Consider the following 22534-nt stretch of genomic DNA (forward strand, 5'->3'; position numbering starts at 1 on the left):
GCTGACGTTGATCTTACGATCTTGTCGTTTAATTCGTAATTGGTTGTTTTGTTCAGTTTTCAAGAATCAAGTTGTTGCCGCTTGTTTCAGCGACTAGAACATCTTATCATGTCTCGATTGTTTCTGTCAACAACCTTTTTTAAAAAACTTGATAATCTGTTTGGCGTGTTTTTTCGTCTTATCTTAGCGCCGTTTAACAGTATACGATCTATTTCAATATACGTCAACACCTTTTTTCTATTAAAATTCAAAAGCTACCGAGAGGCCCTTCTACGGGGCTCTCAGGCAATGGGTTCGCAGCCTTAGACAACGTACTTATTACCCCATTTTATCATAAAGAAAAGCCCCGTTTAGAACGGAGCTTCCTAGTTATTATCTTCTATTACGTATAGCTTTGATAATCTCCATCAAGATGACCGCTGCTAGAGCAAGCCCTGTTGCGATGGACCAATCTCTCCAACCAAATGCATCGGGAATGGAAAAGATCCTGCGTACTCCCGGCAATACTGTGACCCCGTAAAGCAGAAAGCAAATTGCCACTGCACCGAGCACATACTTGTTAGTAAGAAACCCAACTTTGAAAATGGTCTGCGTATTGGACCTTGCAGAAAACGTTTGGAGTGTCCTGGCCAAAATAAGTGTCGTAAAGGCCATCGCTATTCCCATTTCGGTAGAATGCTGCAATCCAATATAGAAGGAAACAATGACTGCCGCTCCTATCAGCACTCCTCGAACGATTACACTTTGCAGCGTCCCGCCAGAGAATATTCCCTCGTTTATATCACGAGGTTTTCGTTTCATTACGTCCGGCTCTTCCTTCTCCATACCAAGAGCCAACGCCGGCAAGGAGTCATTGATTAAGTTAATGAACAGCAGCTGCAATGCTGTAAATGGATTTGGCATATTCAGAAAGACAGCGAACAGGATAGCAATAATCGCACCCAGGTTCCCAGCAAACAAATAACCTATCGCCTTTTTGATATTATCAAACACCGTGCGTCCTACTCCGACAGCGTTGACAATGGAGACAAAATTATCGTCCGCGAGTACCATGGCAGATGAATCTTTAGCTACATCCGTTCCGCTCCCCATAGCTATTCCTATATCTGCTTGCTTCAGTGCAGGTGCATCATTCACACCGTCTCCGGTCATCGCAGTAATAGATCCTTTGTTCTGCCACGCTCGGATAATTCTGATTTTGTTTTCCGGTGATACGCGGGCATAGACAGAGATTCGACCAAGCTTCTCATCCAATTCTTCTTCAGATAATTTATCCAGTTCCTTACCTGTCAGAGCAAGATCTCCTTCTTCCATCAACCCGATTTCTTTCCCGATTGCCTGAGCTGTAGTTTTATGATCTCCGGTGATCATAATACTGCGTATCCCAGCACTTCTTGCTTCCGCAATGGAAGCAGGAACAGCTTCGCGCGGAGGATCAATCATAGCTGTAAGACCCACTAATACAAGATCTTGTTCATCCTGTTCCTCCAACGAACGCTTATCCTCCGGTATCTTTTTGTAACCATAAGCCAGTACACGAAGGGCATTATCGGAGAATGTTTCGTTCTGATCCATTACTTCTTTAAGAAGCATTTCATCCAATGTTTGTTCTTCTCCATCAATTAAGATATGCGTGCATCTTTCGAACATCACATCGGGTCCGCCCTTAGTCAGCATCAGTCTCTCTCCATCCAAGCGATAGACAGTGGACATCATCTTTCGATCCGAGTCGAAGGGTAGCTCCATTTCCCGTTCCTTCTCTTTTCGGAGCCGAGCTGGATCCAGTCCCATCTTGTTTCCGAAATGAATCAGTGCTGTTTCTGTTGGATCTCCGATTTCCGCGCCTTCTTCACTAACACTAGAGTCATTGCAGAGAACAGCGATATTTAGAAGTAACTGCTCCGATTTGCTCCGTGCTGATTCATCTTCCGATATCCCTTCGCTTTTCCCAGGGACGAATGTATCTGTCACAGTCATCTTGTTTTGTGTCAAAGTTCCTGTCTTATCTGTACAAATTACACGAGTAGATCCTAGTGTCTCCACTGCTGGCAGCCTGCGAATGATTGCTTGTTGCTTAGCCATCTTGGTCGTACCTACTGCCATGACGATCGTAACAATAGAAGATAATGCTTCCGGAATTGCGGCCACCGCTACTGCTACAGAGAAAGTGAAGGCATTAAGAAAGCCTTGGGTCATATCTGCCTGACCATCTCCAAACCAAAGTCGCGCGGCTTGAGCAGCGAAGATCAAAATACACAGCACCAAGACACCAATTCCAAGTCTTTTACTGAATTCATCCAGCTTTTTCTGTAAAGGTGTCTGCTTGGATTCTGCTGTCTCAATCATATTGGCAATCTGCCCAATTTCAGTATCCTGGGCAATCGCTGTCACGATAAAGCTTCCCCGACCGTTCACTACTAGCGATCCACTATGTACCATATTGATACGATCCCCAATAGAAGCATCTTCCTCAATCACTTCTGTCTTCTTATCCGCAGCCTCTGACTCTCCTGTCAGCATCCCCTCATTGATTTTCAGTGATTCGCTGCTGATTAGTCTACCGTCAGCCGGTACATAATCCCCAGCATCCAGCTGCACGATATCTCCTTTTGTCAGTTCCTTGGCCGGCACCGTCTTGCTCTCTCCATCACGCATCACTTTAGCTGATGGAGCTGACATCTCCTGCAATGCCTCTAATGAGCTTTCCGCTTTCTTTGTCTGAACAACACTGATAACACTATTGAGCAAAATGACCAGAAAAATGATGATGGATTCTACCACTTCTCCCAATGCAAGCTGCACAGCTGCTGCTACAAGCAGGACAATGACCATAGCATCCTTGAAAGTGGCAAGGAATAGCTTCCATACTGGATCCTTTTCCTTACTCTTTAATTCATTGTATCCATCCGCGTCCAGCCTCCGTTGGGCTTCTTCCTGCGATATACCTGCTCTTTGAGTCCCCAGTTCCTTTAAAACCTCTTCTGCATCCATGCGGTATGCCTTCACTCCATGCGCCCCTTTCCAGATTCTCTCCTAATTGGTTTCCCCCAAATAAGCACAATGGAATCAGCTTTTTTGTAAAAATGTTGTCATCTCTATTAATAGTTAGCAGACAAGCATCATGTTCACGGACAGGCATGCATAGAATGGAACTACATTACGGAGACAGCGAAGGGAATGATAGGCATGCAGCACTTTTATGTATTCCGTTTCAACAAATGGAAAAGGTGGGCATTTGTCGTAGCAGCAGCAATGTTCACGGCGTTGATTATCTGGATGGAAACGAGCAGTTCGCTTTCCGTCTTTTCCTCTAAGGAAAAACCAGCAGCTTTGACACAAGGGAGTAAGGAAGCTCCTAATATTGCACTCACCTTCAATATAAGCTGGGGAGATACACAAGCTATCCCTATACTGGATGAATTGAAGGAACAGAATGTAAAAGCAACCTTCTTCGTCAGTGGCGAATGGGCCGAGCGCCATCCGCAAATCATCGACCGGATTGTCGAGGATAAGCATGAATTGGGAATGATGGGTTACCGATATAAGAGCTATATCGATCAAGAGCCTGCTCAGATAAGGAAAGACCTTTCCTATGCAAAAGAGATATTCCGTAAACTCGGTCATGAAGATATCGAACTGCTCCGGGCACCAACAGGAGATTTCAACACTGAAATCATCCAATTGTCCGAAACACTCGGTTTGAAAGTCATTCAATACAGTGTTAATCCGCAGGACTGGCGTAATCCAGGAACGCAGCTTATCGTGGATGAGGTCATGGAAGAAGCAAGCAATGGCGATATCATCCAGCTGCACGCTTCCGATTCAGTCAAACAGACTGAAAAAGCTCTGGAGACTATCCTGCCGGCACTGAAAAACAAAGGATATCACTATGTAACGGTCAGTGAACTGATTGCTGGAGGAACTCCTGAATTGAAAGAAGTAAATTAATGCATAAACACTGCTCCTTCTGCGCAAATTAAGCGTACTTACTACAGTGGAAGGAGCACACGTTTATGTTTGTACGGTTAGTGCCGATCTTGTTATTATCCCTATTCGTGCTTACTTCATGCACGGGCGGGCAAGCCGCAGAAAGCAGTCAGCCGGATTATGATACGACCAAGCAAATGGTCGCCGATATATTAAAAACAGATGAAGGCAAAAAAGCCATCTCGGAAGTAATGGCTGATGAGACAATGCAGGATTTGGTCTCCTTAGATGCCAGCAAGGTGGAAGATGCTATCAATAAATCATGGACCTCGGAAGAAGGACAGAAATTCTGGAAAGAACGTTTCGAAGATCCGGAATTCGTCGCAGCCTTCGCGAAAAACATTGGACCAGAGCAGAAGAAGCTCGTCAAAGATCTGATGAACGATTCCGATTTCCAAAAGCAGATGCTGCAGCTCTTACAGGATCCAAAAGTACAAGAACAGATGCTCAATGTCATGAAAAGTCAGGATTTCCGCAAAGAGCTGGAGAAAACAATCCAGGAATCTTCGGAAACGCCAATGTTTGAGCAAAAACTAATGCAGACTGTTCAAAAAGCATTGGAAGAAGCGCAGTCCAAACAAAAGGAAAAGTAAACCCATAAGACCTAGGCAGATTACTTCTGTCTGGGTCTTTTTTATCATCTTCTCTCAAAAGCGTTTCTACCTTTTTTACGGTGGGTAAAAGAAGAACGCTTTCATGAAACTAATCGGAGGGACTAAATTATGAAAAGATTCAGTCTGCTAGCACTTGCATTACTCCTCTTTCTGACAGGTTGTGCTGGATTTACCGGCGGATCAGAGGGAACTCAAGCTTCTGAAGGAAAAACCGAAGATGGCAAAGTAAAGATTGATTTCTGGACATTTTGGGGCTCGGAGATCCGCCGTCCTGTAATAGACAAAATCATCGAAGATTTTAATAACTCGCAAGATGAAATTGTAGTAGAACATACATATATACCATTCGGCGATATCTGGACAAAGGAATTAGCTGCTATCGCGGCAAATAATCCCCCAGATGTTGTCATCAATGACATTAATGCCACTGCCCTCCGCGGACAAGAAGGACAAGCTGAGAACCTGGCGCCCTATTTGGAAAAAGACGATATTTCCGGACGATTCTATGAGAATCTTTGGGACGCAACCTTGTATGAAGGCGATTCCTACGGGATTCCATTCAATACAGACACACGATTGTTGTTCTATAACAAAGATGCATTCAAAGAAGCTGGATTAGATCCGAACAAGCCCCCTGAAACTTGGGAAGAGCTTGAAGAGTATGCTGAAAAACTCGACAAGAAGTCCGGCGATACGTATGAACGAATCGGCTTCTATCCACTTTATGGTGTAGGATCTGACGTGTGGCTATTGAATGGATCTGGAATGAATTATTTCAACGAGGATGATGAACCGGTCATCAATAGTGAAACAAACGTTGATACGATGGAATGGATTAAGAGCTGGAAAGATAAATACGGCGAAGACACCATCAATCGTTACCAATCTCAAATCGACAGTCAGCAGAGCAATCCTTTCTTCAACGGATCGCTGGGTATGATGGCGAACGCTGCAACCTTCTACACACAAATTCGTGACTATGCACCTGACCTTGACTTTGGTGTAGCTCCCTTACCGGAGAAAACATCTGGCAGCGGCAACACAAGCTGGGGCGGCGGATTTGTAGCTGAGATTCCGAAAGGCTCTTCTCACCCAGATGAAGCATGGGAATTCATCAAATATCTAACAGACAAAGAAGCACAGGAATACTGGGCAGTAAAGAACTTCGATAATGTAGCCAACATCGAAGCATCAGAAAGTGCAGCAACATCTGATGAACTATCAGAAAAGGATCAAATGGTCTATGAAATGGCAGCCCAAAACCTGAACAATACATTGCTTACTCCAATGCCTGCTTATGCTCCGGATTATGTGAATCTGATCAATCCGCAGCTCGATGCTATTTTGATAGAAAATAAACCAGCACAGGAAGCATTGGATAAAGCACAGCAGGATGTCGAAGAACTTGTAGAAAAAACAGCACAATAGGGTTTCTTTGTGGGGGGATTCGATGAAAAAGAAAAAATGGTGGACGATGGGAAGACGTGAAAGTCTCCAAGGGTATATTTTCATTGCCCCTTGGGTTATCGGTTTCCTCGCATTCACACTAGGTCCGCTGGCGTTCTCTTTGTACGCCAGCTTTACCGATTACAACATTACATCCCGCATGGACTTTGTGGGTTTACAGAATTATGATCAGCTATTTACAGGGGATGACCTATTTTGGACATCCCTTTATAACACGTTATATTTTGTTATTTTCTCTGTTCCGCTCACAACTATAGGGGCTATCTTCATCTCGATGCTGATGAATCAAAGTCTGCCAGGCATGCGGATTTTCAGAACAATCTTCTATCTTCCAGCAGTTTTATCTGGTGTCGGCGTCTACCTGCTTTGGATGCAGCTTCTGGATCCTGGAACTGGTCTTGTTAACACCATTCTTTCCTGGTTCGGTATCAATGGACCGAACTGGCTGTTCGATCCCGATTGGACGAAACCGTCTCTTATCTTTATGAAGCTATGGAGTGTCGGCGGCAGCATGCTGCTTTATCTTGCGAGCATGCAAGGTATAAGCAAAAATCTGTATGAAGCAGCAGATATCGACGGGGCTGGGACTTGGAAGAAGTTTCTGCATATCACGTTACCACTGATCACCCCGGTCATTTTCTTTGATATCATTACAAGTACAATAGGCAGCTTCCAAATCTTCCAAGAAGCATATGTTATGAGTCAGAACGGCTCTGGAGGCCCAGCAAGTTCCATGCTGTTTTATAACCTTTATATGTGGATCAAAGCATTCCAATCGTTTGATATGGGTTATGCCATGGCAATGTCGTGGATCTTGTTCGTAGTTGTCTTGATCATTACGATCATCAACCTGAAGCTTGCACCAAAATGGGTGCATTATGAGGGGGATGATAAGTGATGGATATTACACAACGAAAACAACTTGCCCAAAAACGAGATCGAAGGAAGCCTGTCCTAAGCAATAATCTGCTGCGGTCGCTGAACTGGATCCTGCTCGTAGTCGGAAGCCTATTCCTGTTATCACCAATCTGGTGGATGATCAGCACCTCTCTCAAACCGATGGAGGAAATCATGCAGTTTCCGCCTACCCTGCTGCCGCAGGAATGGCATTGGGAGAACTATGTACATACATGGCAGGCTGCTCCTTTCACGACATATGCTGTGAACACAATTACCATCACACTCATTTGTGTGGTAGCCAATGTATTTGTAAATGCTTTTATTGCTTACGGGTTCGCTAAGATTCCATTCCCGGGCAAGAATATCCTATTTACAATCGTCCTATCTACTATGATGATTCCTGGCTTTGTAACGCTCATACCACAGTATGTACTGTTTGCTAAGCTAGAATGGCTGAATACATATTATCCGCTCGTAGTGCCTGCCCTGTTTGGCAGTGCGTTCAATATCTTCCTGCTTCGACAGTTCTTCCGGACGATTCCGAACGAAATGATTGAAGCCGCGAAAATGGAAGGCGCAAATCACTTCTATATCTGGAGAAAGATTGCCCTGCCCCTTGTAAAGCCGGCATTGGCAACCGTGGCAATATTCTCGTTCAACGGCGCGTGGAATGACTTCCTTGGCCCCTTGCTATATGTGAACGATGAGAGTCTCTATACATTGCAAATTGGACTGCAAGTATTCAAGGAGCAGGCTAGCACGCAATGGAATTACCTGATGGCAGGTTCGTTGCTTGTCTTGCTGCCTGTGATCATCCTGTTCTTCGTCTTCCAGAAGTACTTTATCAAAGGCGCAAATATCACAGGTTCAAGCAGCTTCGACAAATAGAAAAAGCTGAGAGCAAAAATGCTCTCAGCTTTTTTATTGCATATATTTCTCTAAAATCGCCCTTGCCAAATCATCATACGCATCTCCAAGCGGATGATTTTCTTGATAAACAGCCGGTGCAAAGACGCCTTCTTCCTTGTATGGCTGCGCCAGCGGCAAGCGTCCGATCACTTCTGTTTCAAGTGCATCTGCAAGCTTGTCTCCGCCGCCTTGGCCGAAGACGTATTCTTTCTCACCTGTTGCCTGTACCTCATAGTACGCCATGTTTTCTACAACACCAAGGATTTCATGCTCTGTGCGAAGCGCCATTTGACCAGCACGTGCAGCAACGAAAGCAGCGTTAGGATGCGGCGTTGTGACGATGATTTCCTTGGAGGACGGCAGCATTGTGTGGATGTCTAATGCCACATCTCCTGTTCCTGGTGGAAGGTCGACAAGCAAGTAATCCAAATCTTCGCCCCATTGCACTTCTTTGAAGAAGCTTGTCAGCATTTTACCAAGCATTGGTCCGCGCCAGATGACTGGTCCGTTATCTTCCACGAAGAAGCCCATCGAGATAATCTTCACGCCGAAACGCTCCACTGGTGTAATTTTGTCTTCAACCACTTCCGGCCGTTTCTCGATACCCATCATTTCGGGAACACTGAAGCCGTAAATATCTGCATCAATGATACCGACTTTAAAGCCGATACGCGCAAGTGCTACTGCCAAATTGACAGTAACCGTAGATTTACCGACACCGCCTTTACCGCTGGCGATGTTGATAAACTTCGTCTTTGTATCCTTGTCCAGCAAAGATTTCTGCTTACCGGAAGATTGCGACTGGCTGTAGCGGTCCACTACATCCTGTGGCAGCTGATCGAAGCGCAAACCTACTGTTGCAGCTCCTGCATTCTTCAGGACGTTAACAATTTCCTGCTGCAGCTGCATTTGTTCTGCAGTATTCGCCTTGCCAACCAAAATCTTCACGCTGACATGCCGTTTTTCTTCTTTGATCCGGATATCCGCGATAGCGCCAGTTTCTCCTAGCGTCGTATGTAGAAAAGGATCTTCGATATCATTCAGAAGCTCCCGTACTTTTTCTTCTGTTACCATGTGAACGCCCCCTACCTAGCTTGTTCCGGAAAACGTTTTCCAGATTGCTTTTACCGCTAGTATAACACATTCTCAAGACAGCTAGGCAAGCGGCGCTCGGTCATTCATCTTCCGGCATCTTCTCGGTTGTATAACGGAGGATTCCCTCATAAATACTGAAAGCCATCTGTTCCTGATAAGGGGAATCCTTCAAGAGTTCAAGCTCCCGCGGATTTGACATGAATCCAATTTCGACAAGCGCGCCGGTCGGCTTCGTATGCTTCAGCAGATACATCGTATTCAATGCCAGCGGCACCCGCGTCGTGTTTTCCAAGTTACGTTTGATTTCATCCTGGATAAAAGTTGCTAATGCTTTACTGCCTGCATTATCTTCATTGAAAAACGTCTGGGCTCCTGACCATTGGGAAGAAAGCAATGCGTTCGTATGAATGCTGATATAAAAGTCTGCTTCCTTTTCTTCGATGAAGGCTACCCGATTCCTTATATCCTCTGATTTCCGGCGGGATAGCCCTTTTGTATCTTCATCCGCCAGATCCACATCATCTTCTCTTGTTAGATAGACCAGCGCACCTGCCTGTTGCAAATAGTCTCGCAGCATTTTTGAGACTGCTAATGTAATTCCCGCTTCCTGTGTTCCATCTGAACCTTCCGCCCCGCCGTCGACACCACCATGCCCCGGATCTATTACAATCGTCTTGCCAGCTAACGGCAAGGACCAGGAATGAGAAGATTCCTCTGTCGTGACAATCTTCGGTACGTAGTAAGCGAGCAGCATGATAAACAGCGCAGCTGCTACGGCTCCTGCAATCCATCTTCTAGTCATTCGTGCTTCCTCCCATACCGCGCATTTGTACACTATATGGGACAACCATACTGGATATACGCTCTTCTTTGGAATTTATGCGGGCACTGGTATAATGAAGCTAGTATTAATAAGAATGACAGAAAAGGACGTACAAAATGAATTTCGATAATCAGACGAAACGCTTATATTTGAATGTTGGTATTTATGTCGTGCTGGGCGGATTGAGCTTTTTGCTTTACTTACTTCATGATAACTTGATCATTGTGGGAATCTGTTTGCTCGTCAGCTACTTGATCAGTTATGGTATCTCCAATTCTCTTTTTCCTCGCAGCAAAGATACCTTCTACCCGAAGGATGAAAGGAAGTAATAACGTTGGCCAACTATATCATGGACTTACGTGAAACAGTCGGCAGCCGGCCGCTAGTCATGGCCGGTGCCGGTGTAATCGTCCGGAATGAATTCGGTAATCTGCTCTTACAGCTCAGAGCGGATACAAAGGATTGGGGACTTCCCGGCGGCGCTTTGGAGCTCGGAGAATCACTGGAAGACACAGCTAGACGAGAGCTTTTTGAGGAAACAGGACTGCATGCAGAGCGATTCAGCTTTCTGCGTATGTGTTCAGGGCCTGAGTTCTATGCCAAGTATCCAAACGGTGACGAAGTGTACAACGTCATATCTGTTTATGAGGCTTACGACGTTTCAGGCGAATTCACTATGCTTGATGGAGAAAGCCTTGATTTACGGTATTTCCCTCTAGATGACCTGCCCGAACTCAACCATATCACCCAGAAGATGCTTTCTGGCCTACTCACTCCATAAAGGGGCACGATTATGACAAGAAAAACCTGGATGTACTTATTCATCATGCTAGCCGGCTTATCCATGGGCTTGTATAATAACTTCACCAACATAGGAACGTTGTTGCTCATGATCCTGCTTAGTGCCGCTGCCGTGATCATGATCATCTTTAACATCAGTGTAGGGCTCAAAAACCGGCGACAAAAAAAACAATAGGAGTGTTTGCCGAAATGAACCAGATCAATTTGATTTGCTTAGGTGTTAATGACATGCAAGCTTCACTTGCTTTCTACCGTGATGGCCTGGATTTCAAGACAAGCGTGAAAGAGAACTCACCGAATATCGTCTTCTTCAATAACAGAGGAACGAAGCTGGAATTGTTTCCGCTTGATGCATTACGCAAGGATATCAATCCGGATAATCCTCCTGAAACAGGAACTGGATTTCCTGGGTTCACCCTTGCTTATAATGCCAAGACGGCACAGGAAGTCGACTATGTAATTGAAAAAGCGGCACGTGCTGGTGCTACAATTGTCAAACAGCCGCAACGTGTGGATTGGGGTGGCTACAGTGGTTATTTCACTGACCCTAACGGCTATTATTGGGAAGTAGCGTTTAGTGAGCATTGGAAGTTCGACGAAAACAATATGCTGATCATTGATTAAAGCAAAAAGCCAGAAGCATGTTCGCTTCTGGCTTTTTATTGTGGTTCAACATGAACATTTACCCAATAGACGTCATGCTCTCGCTTCAACGTCTTCTCAACTGTTGTTGCTACATCATGGGCTTGCCGGATGTCCAGCGTGGAATTGACCAAGATCTCTGTATCAACGATGGCATTATTGCCGTAGCTTCTTGCTTTCATCGTCTTTATGCCCTTTACACCTTGGATTTTCATTATTGTCTCCGTATACGAAACCATTAGTGTTTCATCGAATCCATCGGTCAGCTGATGAGAAGAAGAAGTGAAGATATCCCAAGCCGTCTTACAGATAATCAAACCAACAATAATTGCTGCCAGAGGGTCGAGCCAAGGCAACCCGAGCTGCGAGCCAACGATACCAACTACAGTACCTACACTTACAAGTGCATCCGATAGATTATCTTTTGCTGCTGCCTTTACAGATTGACTGTTTATTTTCGAACCCAGCCGCATATTATAGCGATAGACAAAAAACATAACGATTGCCCCGAATACGCCTGTCCAGGCTGCCATCATATCTGGTGCCTCGTTCGACCCATCAAATACATTCAGCACAGCTGTATATAGTACTTGCAGACCGACCGTCATCATGATAAAGGAAGCAATAAGACTTGCGACCGTCTCCGCCTTCCAATGACCGTAAGGATGATCTGCATCAGGTGGCTTCCTCGCCAGTTTTAGCCCGATCAATACAGCAACAGAAGCGACAATATCTGTAGCATTATTTAAACCGTCCGCCCGCAAAGCAGCCGATCCACTTAAAAATCCAACAATTAGTTTCAAAGAGGACAAGACAAGATAAGCACCGATACTAATATAAACTCCGCGCTCTCCCATCTTCAGTTCTTTGTATTTTTCATTCTCCAACGCCTCGTCAGCCCTTTCATTCCAGTTCCATCATCATATCAGCCCAACATTGGGTGGGTCTACAGCAACGTTTTTTCTAGATGCCATATGAATAGCCACAAGCTAATAGTTTTTCCCTTAGCAAAAGCGCTGACAATTCACAAAAGGAGAGCTAGTCAAACGATTGATCAAGATAGGCACCAACCGCCCATAGGTGCATAAGCTAGCGTGAGGAAGGAGCGATGATAAGTTGAATAACAATAACAACGATACTGTCATTGTCGAAGAGGAAAGATATGAGTTCATCGCCACGGTGATATCTTATATAGGCCTAATCCTGTCCCTGATCGGAGCAACAATTGCACTTTACATTTCCTATGCCTCTTATAAAAGATCTGTACAGAATAAAGGAAGCGGAAACGGGTATGGCGCCGTCACAACTGCTGTTATTGCATAAGCATGAAAAAGCCTCTTGTTTACTAAAATGGTACAGAGGCTCTTTTATTAAGAGTTCTGAAGACAAGCCTAAGGAGGATGAAGGATGAAAGAAGATCTGGAACAGCGCATCCGTCTGCTCGAGCTGGAATTAGATAAAATGAAAGAGGAAAACAAGCACCCCCGACACAGCTGGATATGGGCTTTTGTGCCGATACTAGCATTGCTTATCCCGATAGCGGCCATCCTCCGCGATACATTCAATTAAAAAAGCCGAATTATTTGGGCTGCTGTCCTGCGCCTTCCGCTCTTGCCCGTCATACACTGGCACAGAAAGGAAGGTGTTTTTCATGCAAGAACAAAATCAAGATTTTGTACCTTATCACGCTGACGAGCAAGTTCAATATTCTTATCCCGTTTATACGGATGAATACCGACGCCGTCCTGGATATGGCTTCGGTGGCTTCGGTCGTCCTGGATTCGGTTATGGCCGCCCTGGGTTCGGCTACGGAGGCGGACCATTTCTAGGTGGTGTCGTCGGCGGACTTATCGGCAGCAGCTTGCTTTATCCGCCTTATTATAACCGGCCACGGCCTTACCCATACTATCCTTATCCATACCCTTACTATAACTATCCTTACTATGGTTACGGATACGGATATTAATATACGAAGAGGGATAACAGTCCCTCTTTTTGTTATGTTTTCATCACGCATAGGAAAGCTTATGTCGTCAGACAAAGGTGACGGAAGTTGCGTGTTATCATATTACTGATAATATTAATTAGAAATTTAGCGCATTAGGTAGATGGAGGAGAAAAGATGAAGGAGGAGCAAGATGACGAAACAATATAACCAAGTGAAAGAATTCCATAAAGCATTCGATCTTTTACACAATGATAATCCAACTCCTATGAGTAAGGAGATAGCTTTAAAACGTGCCGTATGGTCAGGTGAGGAATTAATTGAATTTCTATATGCTACCGTAGGCGGAAACATCTCTGAGTTCGAAAAGCTCTATGAACAATTCATGGCAGGGTTAGACAATGCTAAATCCAAAATACGCGAAGAGCAAAAACCAGTAGAAGACATTCTTGTTGCACAAGCAGACGCACTGATCGATGAAGCCTACTTTAACAATGGTTCCTTTACTATTCTAGGTGTTAAGCCTGAACCACTATTTGATATTGTACATGAAGCTAATATGGGCAAGTTGCACAATGGTATTGCTAAGTATCGAGAAAGTGATGGCAAAATAATCAAACCGGAAAACTGGGAAAGAGATTTTGCTCCTGAAAAAAGATTGAAAGTTGAAATTGATCGTCAAGCAAGTACATAACAGTACACTAACATTTCCACAAAAAAGCATACCCTTATTGGTATGCTTCTTTCAGTATTGGCTTCCTTTACGGGTCATTTTGACAAATGCGGCGATGAGCATCAGTACACCAGGTAAGAGGAAGTATAATAGCACTGCATAGATACCTACTGCTGCCGCTACAATAAGGAGAACACCACCAAGAACCGATTTCCGATCAAGCAAGAATGCGGCGATGATGCCTAGGACACCAGCTGCAATTCCAAGTAATCCGAAGTTCCCGACTGTATACGTATTTTCAATTAAGGTAAAGAACATAGCTAGAAGTGAGGCAATGATACCAAAAATGCCTCCTACAATTGCGACTGTTTTCATAGTTAATACTCCCTTCATTGCTGCATTAACTTCCTATCTCTATATCACTCCAGCGTGAAGCTAAACATTTGGACGCAAAAAAGGGAGTAAATCACTAGTAGTGATTTACTCCTTTATCTCCATCTTATTTGCCAAAAAGGCCGGATCATCCGAGAAAATTCCATCTACTTCGTATTGAAGCATCTTCTCTGTCCATTCCTTTTCATCTCCTCGGTAATAGGCATGAATCTCGAGCTTATGATTCTGTATTAAATCAACTACTGATTCTTCTAGAATGCCGGCATAGATACCCACACCAATTGCAATATCTTTTATTGCTTGAAGATCTTCCCTATCCAACTGCTCCACATCTTTTTTCTTCAGCAGCTGAACCAACGTAAGCTCAGGATCGAGTTCGTGCAGTGCATTGATGCTGTCTTTGCTGAATGATTGCAGAATGACTTGATCCTGTGGGATAGCATACTGCTTTAGCAATTGCAGTAGTTGCTCCTCCATGACAAGCTTTCCCTTATCATCTTCGCGTGTCTCAATATAATAATGTACTTCGCTGCCATATCGTTTCAGAATCTCTTCCATAGTCGGTACTGTCTGCCCTTCTCCCGCATCAAGTGCCTTTACCTTTTTCAAAGTAAGCTCTTCGACCAATCCCTTTCCGTCAGTTGTCCGATCAACTGTTTCATCATGCATTGCAACCAATTCTCCATCCGCTGTCCTGCGCAAATCGATTTCGATATAATCCGCTTCATCATCTATGGCCTGATCATAAGAAAGAAACGTATGCTCAGGCTCAACGGCAGATGCTCCGCGATGTGCAATGATTAGTGGACTATAGTCAGAACCACCATTGGCAGCTTCTGTATGGATTGAGGAGCAGCCCGCCAGCAAAAGCACACATATTAATAAGAATGTATTAGATTTTCTCATACAGCTAACTTAAAGGAGCTTGATATAGATTACCATGCATCCAGTGTTAAGAATGAAAGCACAGGTCGATTTCTATTTACATTGTCTTTATATTTGGATAATAGGTATCAATCCATGGATAGAATTTCGTACATAGATTCGATAATTGTCGCTCGTCTGTCATTACCAAATCAAACACATCCGCACTGATCTGAAACACCCGGTCTTCTGTATAAAATATAAGAGATGAACACTTCCGGCCCCGGGCAGTTTGTTTGCATAAAGCATACACGTTTTGTGTTGTAATACCCTCAACCGTCATCCAGAAAAATCTTTCTCCCTCACCATCATACACGTAGGTCTCCTTCCAATTGGAAAGCTCGATGATATTCTTAAGGTATTGTTTATCCCATATCCGCTTTGGACCTATATAATATCCGCTAAATCCCATCATGGAAATAAGTGTATGCACGGAGAAGATAGAGTGAACAAAATCTCGGAGAATAGGTAAGTTAGAATGATCTTCAAAATGAGAAGTGGCTATCCGCAGGCGATGGGAAGCTGGTGCTTGAAAATAAATTGTTGAATCTGTTTCGTAAAGGTTGAGCTGTTCCGTCGAAAAGTGCATACATAACTCCTTCTCTTTTATATATGATATTTTTCAAATATAAGGGATGGACAAACATGACATTCAGTATAGAGTGATAGACTACTTTAAGATTTTACTTCATAATGCAGTTCCGCAAACTGATTAAATGTTCTTGTCCCTTTTAAAGTAAATTCAGCTTGATACTGCCCTTCCTTGAAAAGAGGTATACCGCTGCCAATAATCACAGGTGCAATAGTAAGTATCATTTCATCTATCAGTTGCTCCTCCATGAACGAAGACAACAGCTCTCCTCCACCGACTATCCAGATATTCCTGCCTTCTTGTTGTTTTAGCTGATTTGTGAAACTCACGATATCATCCTTAATAAACTGTACGTGCTCTGTATCCTTCACATCTGAACGCGTAAAGACATAACATGCTTTATTTTGGTAAGGAAAATCTTCTATATGGTTTATCACCCAGTCATACGTCTTCTTGCCCATAATAACCGTATCAACTGTATCGTAGAATTCCGAATACCCGTTATCTCCTTCACCTTCCACCGAAAAGAGCCATTCCAGTGATTCCTCTTTGGTTGCGATATAACCATCCAGACTTGCGGCAATAAACAGTACGAGCTTACGTTTCTGCATCTGCATCCTCCTATTAGATTTAGATATGTACTTCTGATTAAATGCCAAACTTATATATACCATACACTATTAGCTAAAATAAAAAAGACTCTAATCAAGTGAGAGTCTTTAGAAGACGAATTAGCCACCTATCCAAATCTTAATTGTTAGGATTTGTTATGAAGTTCTACGTTTATAATGACATTCCCTTTCTTGTGCCCCTTCTCGACATAACGATGTGCTTCCACTATCTCTTCAAAGTCAAAAGACCTATCAATTATCACTTTCAATTTTCCCATCTCTACTAGTTCTCCGAGGAAGTTTAGTGCTTCTGGTGTTTCAGGTGCATTTCGACTTAATATTAATTTCTTTCCAGTTGTCAATGTCGTCCATAACATAAGAAAACTCGGCAGCGGCTCTGTGATATTTATATAAGTGCCATCCTTTTTTAGCACTTTTATGCAATCGGTAAAGGAGCTTTTGTTAACTGCTTCAAAAATAACGTCATATAACTCAGCACCCGTAGAAAAGTCTTCGCTGGTATAATCTATTACCTTGTCAGCTCCTAATGATTTCACCCATTCCAAATTTGACGTGCTACAAACTCCTGTTACGTTTGCTCCGAAATACTTGGCAATCTGAACTGCATAGCTGCCCACACTTCCTGATGCTCCATAGATCAGTACCTTTTGACCACTTTGAATCTTAGCTTTTCGCAAAAAGTACAATGCTGTTCGTGCTCCTATTGGAATGGCAGCCGCTTCTGCATAAGAGATATTCGAAGGTTTGATGGATACAGGACCATCTTCCGATAAACACTTATACTCTGCATAAGCACCGAACTCTTCAAGAGATGCCGCAAAAACTTGGTCACCTTCCTTAAACCGCTTAACATCTTTCCCTACTGACACAATCTCTCCAGCTAACTCAACTCCCAACACCTCTTTTTTGGGTTGTCTAAAACCAAGTGTAATTCGGGCAGGCAGCCAAAAGAACGCTGGAACGGTGAAACTTCGAGCTCGAATATCTGCTGCTGTTACAGTTGTCGCTTTTACTTTTACTAATATTTCATGATCTTTAGGAATCGGTTCTGCTGTCTTTTTCAGTTGAAGAACGTCTGGGGGTCCGTACTTTTTGTATACAATGGTTTTCATGTCCCACCTCTGATTCGTTATATTCGTAATATAATACGAATACTGAGGGCAAATAGACCAATAGGTTCAGTCTTTCAGTACTTTTCTTAAATCTCAGCTCGGCATAGGGTATAAAAGTACAAAAAAAGACCCCCAACCAATAGGTTGAGAGTCTGTTGTAAGTGCCCAAAAATTAACGTTTTGAGAACTGTGGAGCGCGACGTGCACCTTTAAGACCGTATTTTTTACGTTCTTTCATACGTGCGTCACGAGTTAGGAAGCCAGCTTTTTTAAGTGTTCCGCGGTATTCTGGATCCGCTTCAAGAAGCGCACGAGAGATACCGTGACGGATAGCACCTGCTTGTCCTGTGAATCCACCACCCTGTACAGTTACAAGAACGTCGTAGTTGCCAGCAGTTTCTGTTGCAACTAGAGGTTGGTTGATGATTGTACGAAGTGTTTCGTATGGGAAGTAATCTTCCGCACTACGGTTGTTTACTGTTACTTGACCTGTGCCTGGTACTAGACGTACGCGGGCAGTAGAGCTTTTACGGCGACCGGTGCCGTAGTATTGTACTTGTGCCACGATTGTTTACCTCCTTTTTATTAACCGCGAAGTGTATAAGCTTCTGGTTGTTGTGCTTGGTGTTTGTGCTCAGCGCCACGGTATACGTGAAGCTTTTTGATCATTTTACGTGCAAGTGGACCCTTAGGAAGCATGCCTTTGATAGCAAGCTCAAGCATTTGCTCAGGGTATTTTGTACGCATTTCGTCAGCTGTACGCTGTTTCAAACCACCTGGGTGGTTAGAGTGACGGTAGTAGATCTTGTCAGCAAGTTTGTTACCAGTAAGTTCGATTTTCTCAGCGTTGATGATGATTACGTTATCACCAGTGTCGGCATGTGGAGTGTAAGTTGGTTTGTGCTTACCACGTAGGATAGCAGCAACTTCACTTGCAAGACGACCAAGAGTTTGGCCTTCTGCATCCACAACAAGCCATTTGCGTTCGATATTGCTTTCGTTCGCCATGAATGTTGTACGCATGTCATTTCCTCCATTTTTTCGATTGAATCGTTCATTTATTATTCTACACAATTAGTCTTCCGGGGCTAACCGTGGTATAGAAATAAAATGCCATAAACCATAGTATATCATCATAGTCCCTCATGTCAAGAGCATGTAACACCCGAATGCGTTGTTTTACAAAAATAGTTTTCAGTAGTCCACTTTCCATAGGCAAAGTCCGCTCGCAGCAGCGGTTTTACTCGCCAAGTGCCGATCCTTCGATTCTAGTATTCTTGCCATGTCTTCCGGCTCCTTGCGTGCGTTTGCGATGTCGATTAGTGTACCTACAAGGATACGTACCATATTGTATAGGAAGCCGCTTCCTGTGAAGGTAAAGACGAGCATGTCGTCCTGCTTTTCACATACAGCTTCATAGACCGTCCGGACCTTGTCACCTTTGACTCCTGTACTCGCGGAACAAAAAGCACTGAAGTCATGCGTTCCCTCGATAGCTGTGATAGCTCGCTGAATCCTATCTAGCTCGAGCTTATAAGGTACATGATGCACATAATGACGCTTGAACACATCCTGTTCAGGAGCATTGAGGACAAAGTACTTATACTGCTTCTGTTTTACACTGTAGCGTGCATGGAAATCTTCATCAGCTTTTGCTATGTCTATTATCCGCACATCATCCGGCAGCAAGGCATTGAGCGCCTTACGCCAATTATAGTCTCCCATACGAATCTCCGTATCAAAATGGATAACCTGCCCTCTGGCATGCACACCTGCGTCCGTACGACCCGAGGCTTGAATCCTTATTGTCTGTCCTTTATGAATCATCATAAGTGCCTTCTGCAGCTCTCCTTGGACCGTTCGTTGGTTGTCTTGGACCTGGAAGCCGGAAAAGCGTGTACCGTCATAGCTGACAGTCGCCTTTATACGTTGCGTCATCTTTGTAACTCCTAACTATAATCTCTCGTTATCAAGGTTGCAGCAACCACTATAATGAAGATGAGGAGTGCCGCAACATCCCGCTTCATCACTTGCAGCTCTCGAAGCTTCGTACGTCCTTCTCCTCCTCGATAGCCTCTTGCTTCCATCGCCATAGCAAGCTCCTCCGCCCGCTTAAAGGCACTGACAAACAAAGGCACCAGCAAAGGAATTACAGCCCGTACCCGCTCCCTAAATGGCCCTGTACGGAAATCTACACCTCTGGAAGCCTGAGCGTTGGAAATCTTCTCGGTTTCCTGAAGCAAAGTTGGAATAAATCGTAATGATATAGACATCATCAACGCCAGTTCGTGTACAGGGAACTTGAATCGGCGCAGTGGTCCGAGTAGGGATTCAACTCCGTCTGTGATTTCTATCGGCGTAGTCGTTAACGTCAGCAGAGATGTCAAAAGGATAAGCAAAAAGAAACGCAGCGAGATGACAGCTCCTTGTTCCAGTGCTCCGCTATAGATCGGCAATCCCAATACATTAACCAATACAGTGCCTTCCTTTGTAACGAATAAGTGCAGGATAAACGTGAAGACAATCAGAAACCATACTGGTGTCAGCCCCTTGGCGATAAACCGCCATGGCACCTTCGTCAGAAGTGTCCCTCCGACCGCAAACACAGTGAACAGCGCATAGCTGACGACGTTATTGGCAAAGAAAATAAAAATTACATAAAAGAAGATGATAAGCATCTTGATTCTCGGATCCATCCGGTGAACGATGCTATTGGTCGGAACATACTGACCAACAATCAGAAGATTGTTCATTTTCTATCACCTGCCAAATCTGCCAGCTGCTCAGCGAGCCTGTCAACATTCTCTCCCTCATAAGCTAACTGTTTGCCAAAGCGTTCCGATGTCTTCTGAAGAAACTGGAATATCTCCGGCACATCAAGCTGAACCTGCTGAAGAGCTTGCCGATCTTGAAAGACATCTACAGGAGTTCCTTCCATATACTTTTCTCCTTTATCGAGTACAAGCATATGATCGGCGTAAGTCAGCGCGTCCTCCATGCTGTGTGTTACCAGTATCGTTGTCAGCTGCTGTTCTTTATGAAGCCGGTAAAACATATCCATGATTTCTCGCTGACCGCGTGGATCTAATCCTGCTGTCGGTTCATCCAGAACGAGTACTCGAGGTCGCACAGCAAGCACACCTGCAATTGCAACACGCCGCATTTGCCCGCCGCTTAACTCAAAGGGGGAACGACTCAGTAAAGATAGATCCAATCCTACAGCCTCTGCACTTTCTTTAACACGCCTTGAGATCTCATTCTCAGCTACTCCGAAATTCCGCGGGCCAAAGGCGATATCCTTCTCTACTGTTTCTTCAAATAACTGATGCTCCGGGTATTGGAACACTATACCTACTTGTTTGCGTAGCTCTTTCGCTTGCTTAGGCTTCTTCTTCGGCTCCAGCGTATGCTCACCAATCTGCACGCTTCCGCTGGTAGGTCTGACTAGTCCGTTCAAATGCTGCAATAAAGTAGATTTACCACTGCCAGTATGCCCGACTATAGCCGTGAAGCTCCCTCCTGGCAGATGGAAGGTAAGATCCTTTAGCGCTTTATGCTCAAACGGGGAGTTTGCCTGATACGTATAATCTACTTGTTTGAATGTAATGTCCATAATGCATCTAACAACTCCTCGTGATCAATCGGCTGCTCGGCCAGGTTAATACCTTGTCTTACCAAAGCATGAGCAAGCTGCGTAACAAACGGCACGTCCAAACCGATCTGCTGCAGTTCAGTCTGTCTTTTTACTAATTCTCTCGGTACAGTAGTCGTCCATATTTCTCCATCGTTCATAACCAACACCCGATGCGCCTGCATCACTTCATTCAGATCGTGGGTAATAGTAATCAAACCTAGCTGCTGCGCTGCTTGAACACGATGAACAGTATCAAGGATTTCCTTCCTGCCAAGTGGGTCCAGCATCGCTGTTGCCTCATCCAGGATAATGACACTAGGAGATATAGCAAGTACACCTGCAATAGCCACACGCTGCTTCTGACCGCCAGATAATCGGTATGGTTCATGCAGCAGGTAGTCCTGCATGCGTACCTGCTCCAATGAAGAAGTGATCCGATCCATCATTTCAGCACGAGGCACACCACGGTTCTCCAAGCCAAAAGCTACATCATCACGAACAGTTGTACCAACGAATTGATTATCTGGATTTTGGAATACCATACCTACCTGGCGTCGTATCTCCCATATATTCTCTTCGTTTAATGGTATGCCATTAATAATGATTTCCCCCTCAGTCGGAAACAGCAGTCCATTCATTAGCTTGGCAATCGTTGACTTGCCTGAGCCGTTGTGACCGATGATCGCCAGCCATTCCCCAGCTTCTACTTGAAAACTGACATTGCGAAGTACATAGGGCTGCTCTTCCTCGTATCGGAAAGAAACATTCTTAAATTCAATCGCGTGCATGCTATTCGAGCTCCTTCGTCATTACCCGACTATTTCCGGGGAAATACTAAACGTGTTTGTCCGTTCCTGTCATTTCTATAGCTAGTATAAAGAATCCAGACAAAAAAGAAAAGCAAGCGCTAATGTTGGCGCTTGCTTTGTCTGCAAAAGAAAAAGGGCCGGAATACACCTCGTGGTAGAGATTTTCCTGCCCTTGTTATTACATTATACTAGTTCAATGATTGCCATAGCGGCACCGTCACCACGACGCTGTCCAAGTTTCAACACGCGTGTGTAACCTCCTTGACGTTCTTCATAACGTCCGGCGATATCGCTGAATAGTTTTTGTACTGCATCTTGGTTCTCGTCCGCTTTCGTACCGTACAAGAAAGAAGCAGCTTGACGACGAGCGTGAAGATCTCCACGTTTGCCAAGAGTGATCATTTTTTCTACTACAGAACGAAGCTCCTTAGCTTTCGCCTCCGTTGTTTCCAATCTTTCGTGAACGATAAGATCAGTCGCAAGGTTACGCAAAAGCGCCATACGAGCATCCGTAGTACGTCCTAACTTTCTAGCCATAGGTTATCCCTCCCTTTCCTGGTGTCAAATGCTCCGCTAGGCGGG

Annotated in this window: 29 protein-coding genes; 13 read left to right on the forward strand and 16 right to left on the reverse strand. The window is 44.3% G+C overall.

The genetic code is table 11. The features are described 5' to 3' along the window. Positions 1-372: 372 nt before the first annotated feature. On the reverse strand, positions 373-3006 hold the full coding sequence (locus AE2B122_RS17860; RefSeq protein WP_305852013.1) for a cation-translocating P-type ATPase: 2634 nt from the start codon (positions 3004-3006) through the stop codon (positions 373-375). Positions 3007-3186: 180 nt separating this feature from the next. Here AE2B122_RS17860 and pdaB point away from each other — a divergent pair, with 180 nt between their 5' ends. The 5 genes from pdaB (at position 3187) to AE2B122_RS17885 (ending at position 7856) form a co-directional block, all read left to right on the forward strand. Next, complete coding sequence (pdaB, locus tag AE2B122_RS17865; RefSeq protein ID WP_095220682.1) at positions 3187-3948, forward strand: polysaccharide deacetylase family sporulation protein PdaB; 762 nt, start codon at positions 3187-3189, stop codon at positions 3946-3948. A gap of 65 nt (positions 3949-4013) precedes the next feature. Beyond that, positions 4014-4580 carry a spore germination lipoprotein GerD gene (gerD, locus tag AE2B122_RS17870; RefSeq protein ID WP_095220678.1) on the forward strand — a complete coding sequence of 189 codons (567 nt, stop codon included), beginning with the start codon at positions 4014-4016 and terminating at the stop codon, positions 4578-4580. A 129-nt stretch (positions 4581-4709) separates the two neighbouring features. Then, positions 4710-6029: an ABC transporter substrate-binding protein gene (locus AE2B122_RS17875; protein ID WP_175074950.1), complete on the forward strand. Its 1320-nt coding sequence runs from the start codon at positions 4710-4712 to the stop codon at positions 6027-6029. 22 nt (positions 6030-6051) lie between these two features. Next, entirely contained in the window at positions 6052-6966 is a 915-nt protein-coding gene (locus tag AE2B122_RS17880) for a carbohydrate ABC transporter permease (protein WP_095220676.1), read from the forward strand. After that, positions 6966-7856: a carbohydrate ABC transporter permease gene (locus AE2B122_RS17885; RefSeq protein WP_095220675.1), complete on the forward strand. Its 891-nt coding sequence runs from the start codon at positions 6966-6968 to the stop codon at positions 7854-7856. The genes AE2B122_RS17880 and AE2B122_RS17885 overlap by 1 nt, the downstream gene beginning before the upstream one ends. A 33-nt stretch (positions 7857-7889) precedes the next feature. Here the strand turns inward: AE2B122_RS17885 and AE2B122_RS17890 are convergent, their stop codons facing one another. Next, positions 7890-8951, reverse strand: a complete 1062-nt coding sequence (locus AE2B122_RS17890; RefSeq protein ID WP_095220674.1) for an Mrp/NBP35 family ATP-binding protein — start codon at positions 8949-8951, stop codon at positions 7890-7892. 100 nt (positions 8952-9051) lie between these two features. Next, the gene (gene cwlD / locus AE2B122_RS17895) at positions 9052-9774 is read right to left on the reverse strand and encodes an N-acetylmuramoyl-L-alanine amidase CwlD (protein WP_095220673.1); all 723 of its coding nucleotides are present in this window, start codon (positions 9772-9774) and stop codon (positions 9052-9054) included. Between the two features lie 137 nt (positions 9775-9911). Between cwlD and AE2B122_RS17900 the strand changes: the two genes are divergently transcribed. The 4 genes from AE2B122_RS17900 to AE2B122_RS17915 are packed head-to-tail and all read left to right on the forward strand — an operon-like array spanning position 9912 to position 11220. After that, positions 9912-10124, forward strand: coding sequence for a hypothetical protein (locus AE2B122_RS17900; protein ID WP_095272852.1), 213 nt, complete (start codon positions 9912-9914; stop codon positions 10122-10124). 20 nt (positions 10125-10144) lie between these two features. Then, positions 10145-10576, forward strand: a complete 432-nt coding sequence (locus AE2B122_RS17905; RefSeq protein WP_095272859.1) for an NUDIX hydrolase — start codon at positions 10145-10147, stop codon at positions 10574-10576. 12 nt (positions 10577-10588) lie between these two features. Next, complete coding sequence (locus tag AE2B122_RS17910) at positions 10589-10771, forward strand: hypothetical protein (RefSeq protein ID WP_095272850.1); 183 nt, start codon at positions 10589-10591, stop codon at positions 10769-10771. Between the two features lie 14 nt (positions 10772-10785). Then, positions 10786-11220: a VOC family protein gene (locus AE2B122_RS17915; RefSeq protein WP_095220670.1), complete on the forward strand. Its 435-nt coding sequence runs from the start codon at positions 10786-10788 to the stop codon at positions 11218-11220. A gap of 35 nt (positions 11221-11255) precedes the next feature. Here AE2B122_RS17915 and AE2B122_RS17920 read toward each other — a convergent pair whose 3' ends face one another. Then, positions 11256-12125, reverse strand: a complete 870-nt coding sequence (locus tag AE2B122_RS17920; RefSeq protein ID WP_095220669.1) for a cation diffusion facilitator family transporter — start codon at positions 12123-12125, stop codon at positions 11256-11258. A 229-nt stretch (positions 12126-12354) separates the two neighbouring features. On the opposite strand from AE2B122_RS17920, the gene AE2B122_RS17925 reads away from it, so the two are divergent. The 4 genes from AE2B122_RS17925 (at position 12355) to AE2B122_RS17940 (ending at position 13877) form a co-directional block, all read left to right on the forward strand. Continuing rightward, entirely contained in the window at positions 12355-12561 is a 207-nt protein-coding gene (locus AE2B122_RS17925; protein ID WP_095220668.1) for a hypothetical protein, read from the forward strand. A gap of 84 nt (positions 12562-12645) precedes the next feature. After that, complete coding sequence (locus AE2B122_RS17930) at positions 12646-12807, forward strand: hypothetical protein (RefSeq protein WP_175074951.1); 162 nt, start codon at positions 12646-12648, stop codon at positions 12805-12807. Between the two features lie 82 nt (positions 12808-12889). Continuing rightward, positions 12890-13204 (forward strand): hypothetical protein, encoded by a 315-nt coding sequence (locus tag AE2B122_RS17935; protein WP_175074952.1) that lies wholly within the window; start codon positions 12890-12892, stop codon positions 13202-13204. A 172-nt stretch (positions 13205-13376) separates the two neighbouring features. Next, the gene (locus AE2B122_RS17940; protein WP_175074953.1) at positions 13377-13877 is read left to right on the forward strand and encodes an HAD family hydrolase; all 501 of its coding nucleotides are present in this window, start codon (positions 13377-13379) and stop codon (positions 13875-13877) included. A gap of 51 nt (positions 13878-13928) precedes the next feature. On the opposite strand, the gene AE2B122_RS17945 is transcribed toward AE2B122_RS17940, so the two are convergent. From AE2B122_RS17945 to rplQ, 12 genes are all read right to left on the reverse strand, one after another. Beyond that, positions 13929-14231 carry a hypothetical protein gene (locus AE2B122_RS17945; RefSeq protein WP_095272841.1) on the reverse strand — a complete coding sequence of 101 codons (303 nt, stop codon included), beginning with the start codon at positions 14229-14231 and terminating at the stop codon, positions 13929-13931. Positions 14232-14336: 105 nt separating this feature from the next. Continuing rightward, on the reverse strand, positions 14337-15155 hold the full coding sequence (locus AE2B122_RS17950; RefSeq protein WP_175074954.1) for a glycerophosphodiester phosphodiesterase family protein: 819 nt from the start codon (positions 15153-15155) through the stop codon (positions 14337-14339). A 76-nt stretch (positions 15156-15231) separates the two neighbouring features. Further along, a complete protein-coding gene (locus tag AE2B122_RS17955; RefSeq protein ID WP_175074955.1) occupies positions 15232-15762 on the reverse strand; it encodes a hypothetical protein in 531 nt (176 codons plus the stop codon). A gap of 86 nt (positions 15763-15848) precedes the next feature. Beyond that, positions 15849-16382, reverse strand: coding sequence for a dihydrofolate reductase family protein (locus AE2B122_RS17960; RefSeq protein WP_095220663.1), 534 nt, complete (start codon positions 16380-16382; stop codon positions 15849-15851). Between the two features lie 140 nt (positions 16383-16522). After that, entirely contained in the window at positions 16523-17509 is a 987-nt protein-coding gene (locus AE2B122_RS17965; protein ID WP_175074956.1) for an NAD(P)-dependent alcohol dehydrogenase, read from the reverse strand. A gap of 172 nt (positions 17510-17681) precedes the next feature. Continuing rightward, a complete protein-coding gene (gene rpsI, locus AE2B122_RS17970; RefSeq protein WP_038565267.1) occupies positions 17682-18074 on the reverse strand; it encodes a 30S ribosomal protein S9 in 393 nt (130 codons plus the stop codon). 20 nt (positions 18075-18094) lie between these two features. Further along, on the reverse strand, positions 18095-18532 hold the full coding sequence (rplM, locus tag AE2B122_RS17975) for a 50S ribosomal protein L13 (protein WP_095220661.1): 438 nt from the start codon (positions 18530-18532) through the stop codon (positions 18095-18097). Positions 18533-18703: 171 nt separating this feature from the next. Further along, on the reverse strand, positions 18704-19447 hold the full coding sequence (gene truA / locus AE2B122_RS17980; protein WP_175074957.1) for a tRNA pseudouridine(38-40) synthase TruA: 744 nt from the start codon (positions 19445-19447) through the stop codon (positions 18704-18706). Between the two features lie 11 nt (positions 19448-19458). After that, on the reverse strand, positions 19459-20262 hold the full coding sequence (locus tag AE2B122_RS17985) for an energy-coupling factor transporter transmembrane protein EcfT (protein ID WP_175074958.1): 804 nt from the start codon (positions 20260-20262) through the stop codon (positions 19459-19461). Then, positions 20259-21122, reverse strand: coding sequence for an energy-coupling factor ABC transporter ATP-binding protein (locus AE2B122_RS17990; RefSeq protein ID WP_175074959.1), 864 nt, complete (start codon positions 21120-21122; stop codon positions 20259-20261). Before AE2B122_RS17990 ends, AE2B122_RS17985 begins: the two co-directional genes overlap by 4 nt. Next, positions 21098-21931: an energy-coupling factor ABC transporter ATP-binding protein gene (locus AE2B122_RS17995; protein ID WP_095220657.1), complete on the reverse strand. Its 834-nt coding sequence runs from the start codon at positions 21929-21931 to the stop codon at positions 21098-21100. Before AE2B122_RS17995 ends, AE2B122_RS17990 begins: the two co-directional genes overlap by 25 nt. 204 nt (positions 21932-22135) lie before the next feature. After that, the gene (rplQ, locus tag AE2B122_RS18000; RefSeq protein ID WP_077304172.1) at positions 22136-22489 is read right to left on the reverse strand and encodes a 50S ribosomal protein L17; all 354 of its coding nucleotides are present in this window, start codon (positions 22487-22489) and stop codon (positions 22136-22138) included. Between the last annotated feature and the right edge of the window lie 45 nt (positions 22490-22534).

Source organism: Terribacillus sp. AE2B 122 (genome assembly GCF_902497585.1).
Lineage (GTDB): Bacteria > Bacillota > Bacilli > Bacillales > Amphibacillaceae > Terribacillus > Terribacillus saccharophilus_A.